Annotated in this window: 4 protein-coding genes and 1 pseudogene; 3 read left to right on the forward strand and 2 right to left on the reverse strand. The window is 55.9% G+C overall.

The features are described from left to right. Nucleotides 1-206, reverse strand: a pseudogene (locus NCN04_RS10030) (NAD(P)/FAD-dependent oxidoreductase); the annotation flags it as partial. A 48-nt stretch (nucleotides 207-254) separates the two neighbouring features. Here NCN04_RS10030 and NCN04_RS10035 point away from each other — a divergent pair. Next, the gene (locus NCN04_RS10035; RefSeq protein WP_250395999.1) at nucleotides 255-1,064 is read left to right on the forward strand and encodes a phosphoadenylyl-sulfate reductase; all 810 of its coding nucleotides are present in this window, start codon (nucleotides 255-257) and stop codon (nucleotides 1,062-1,064) included. Continuing rightward, entirely contained in the window at nucleotides 1,054-1,752 is a 699-nt protein-coding gene (locus NCN04_RS10040; RefSeq protein ID WP_250396000.1) for a type III pantothenate kinase, read from the forward strand. The genes NCN04_RS10035 and NCN04_RS10040 overlap by 11 nt, the downstream gene beginning before the upstream one ends. Here NCN04_RS10040 and bcp read toward each other — a convergent pair. Continuing rightward, nucleotides 1,745-2,212, reverse strand: coding sequence for a thioredoxin-dependent thiol peroxidase (gene bcp, locus NCN04_RS10045; protein ID WP_048347289.1), 468 nt, complete (start codon nucleotides 2,210-2,212; stop codon nucleotides 1,745-1,747). The genes NCN04_RS10040 and bcp overlap by 8 nt on opposite strands. Nucleotides 2,213-2,318: 106 nt before the next feature. Here bcp and NCN04_RS10050 point away from each other — a divergent pair, with 106 nt between their 5' ends. Beyond that, nucleotides 2,319-2,867, forward strand: a complete 549-nt coding sequence (locus NCN04_RS10050) for a 4'-phosphopantetheinyl transferase family protein (protein ID WP_250396001.1) — start codon at nucleotides 2,319-2,321, stop codon at nucleotides 2,865-2,867. The last annotated feature ends 140 nt before the right edge of the window (nucleotides 2,868-3,007 follow it).

Genomic DNA, 3,007 nt, shown 5'->3' on the forward strand with positions numbered 1-3,007 from the left:
CCCTGGAGAAGGCTGTCATAGGTGGGAGCGATCTCCCAACTCTTCATTTCGCCGCTGAGAAGCTCATAGAGAAGAGGTAAGAAGAGAAATTGTTGGCGCGGCTCAATCAACAACAACGGTGGACGGGGCCGTTGATTACTGAGGGCTAAAGCTGTTGTTAGACCTGCAAATCCACCGCCCACAACAATGATTGGATTGTTGTGCATGGTGGTACTTGAAGTCAGAACTTCAGAAATGGTTTTGAAACCATAGACATGACACCATGCCCCTCGGCGTTGGAAGATGGAGAGATGAGGGATGTGTCCACCTCCAACAATCAGCCTGTCGTTGCCGCTGGCCCCAAGGCTGAGGCGGGAGAACTGCAACTAGCGCGTGAGCAGCTTGAGCCGTTGGATGCGCGCTCAAGGTTGCTGTGGGCTTATGAGCAGTTTGGGTCGGGTTTTGCCCTGACCACGAGCTTCGGGATCCAATCCTCTGTATTGCTGCACTTGTTGAGCGGGATGGATCGAGCCCGAGACATTCCAGTGATCTGGGTGGATACCGGCTATCTCCCCCCTGAGACCTATCGCTACGCCGAGGAGCTTCGCGAGCGCTTTGATCTGAACCTCCACATCGCTCAGTCTTCCTCGTCTGCAGCTCGGATGGAGGCGCTCCATGGCCGCCTCTGGGAATCAGGTGTTGTTGAGGACATGGAGCTTTACCTCAAAATCCGCAAGGTAGAGCCCCTTGAAGAAGCGATGCATCGTCTTCAGGTGTCTTGCTGGGCGAGTGGTGTGCGCCGTGCTCAGACGGATACACGCCGAAGCATGACTGCGCTCGATCCCATTCGTAGTCGCTTCTCCCTGAGGCCGCTTTTGGAGTGGACCTCACGGGATGTCTTCTATTACATGAAGGAGAACGATCTTCCCCAACATCCGCTGTTTGAGAAGGGATATTCCACGGTTGGTGATTGGCATTCCAGTGGCCCTGACGGGCTAGAGGCGACGGGACGAGACACGCGCTTTGCTGGCCTCAAACAGGAATGTGGCATCCACCTGCCAGGTGTTATGGGTGATGGCATCTAGCGAGGCCCTCCCATCCCGTTGCTTGTTGATTGGGAACAGCCGCTGGCATTGGGCAGAGCAGAGGGGCGCTTCTGCTTGGATCTATGAGCATGAAGCCGCGGCGCTTGAGGCGTTGGATGCACCCAGCGATCTCCTCGCCTGGGCGGCTGTGGGGGTGGTCCCAAGCCATCCTTGTTTGCAGTCCAGTAAACGGCTGAACCTGAGTGCGATCCCACTTCAGGGGATTCCCCCTTGGTTAGGCATCGATCGAGCTCTCGCTGGATGGGGAGCTTGGCGTGCGAATCAAAATCGTGTTGGCGTTCTGGTGGTGGATGCAGGCACGGTTCTCAGCCTTACCAGAATCTCTGCGGATGGATCGTTCTCCGGTGGGTTGTTGGCGGCTGGTTATGGATTGCAATTGCGCGCGATGGGTGAGGCCACAGCAGGACTAACAGCGACCTCGCCCTTGGTTTTAGCCCCAGAAGAAGCTGAGTCTTTCCCCTTCGAGACTCAGGCCGCCATGCGCTCTGGAGCGCAGCAAAGTTTGGTGGGTCTCATCCGTGAAGCCCACGCGCAAAGCCCTTGGCCGATTTGGCTCTGTGGAGGAGATGCCCTCCAACTACTCCCGAAACTTCAGAAGCAGTTGGGGATGGAGGTGCTACATGCCCCGAACTTGGTGATGGAGGCGATGGTCGAGCTGATCAGCTGATCCCTAAATCACTGAGGATTTGATCGGCCATGGAATCAGATTTCACTTTCCGGTAGATCAGTTCCAACCGTCCTTCCGCGTCTACGACGAAGGTGTGACGCATCATCCCAATGGATTCGCGGCCCATGAACTTTTTCAGACCGTAACTCTCAAAGCTGCTGGCAACGGGGCAAGGCTCTTCATCACTCAACAGCGTGAAGGGCAATTCCTGCTTGGCGATGAAGCGCGTATGGGATGCCGCGTTGTCCTTGCTGATCCCTAAGACGTGGATTCCATGGTCCTGAAAGGACGACCAGCGATCTCGAAAGTTGCAGGCCTCTTTCGTGCAACCAGGGGTGGCGTCTTTGGGATAGAAATAGATCACCACGCGCTGCCCCCGCAAGGAGGCCAAGTGCACGGGTTCTCCGTTTTGGTCAGGAAGTGTGAAATCAGGCGCGAGATCGCCGATCTGCAAAGTCATGGAGGAAGGCAACAGCCAGAGCGGAAGCGTAACCGTGATGTGGCTTGGTCCAGTGTCCTCAAGGGATTCTTGCGTGTCAGATCAGGAACACGCTTGGGCTTGCAACTTGGGTCAGACCGGTCAGCAGCGTTTCCTTGGCTCCCGAGCCTGGATGCGTTCGTGTCTTAGTGATTTGTGGGGAGTGCCTGCGCAGGAGATTCCTTTGCATGCGCCCCCGGGTGCGCCTCCCTCGATGCACTCAGGTTGGGGATTTGTCAGCCTCAGCCATAGCCAAGGATCTGCGTTGATGGCCTGGTCTTCTGCCCCCGTTGGGGTTGATTTAGAGCGATTGAATCGTCCCTTTGCATCTGAAGCGCTGATGAGGCGCTATTACGCATTAAGCGAGCAACATCAATTGAAAGGCCTCCCAAAACAAGCGTTTCACCAGAGTGTGTTGGAGCACTGGCTGATCAAGGAAGCTGCGATTAAGTGGCATCGGGGATCGTTGGCGCAAGATCTGTCGCATTGGGTTGTGGCGGCCGATGGGTTGAGTGCAAGCCACCAGGGAAAAGGTCTTCAGGTCGATGCGCACTGTCGCCAACTAGGGCCATGGGGTATTGCGATCGTGTCAGCTTGCGAGCAGAACTTGACTGGAACAAGGGTCTGCCTCAGTTGAAATCTCAATCAGAATCAGCCTCTCATTGGCGTGGAACAAGGTTGGATGCGATCTGTTTCCACCGTGGTCGCTGTCCTTGTTTTGCGCTTCCTAGGAGTGATCGCGACCATCCCAGATGCAGGGGTTGACTCGAGGTGAAA

The sequence above is a fragment of the Synechococcus sp. MU1655 genome, from assembly GCF_023630655.1.
In the GTDB taxonomy this organism is placed as follows: Bacteria; Cyanobacteriota; Cyanobacteriia; order PCC-6307; family Cyanobiaceae; genus Synechococcus_C.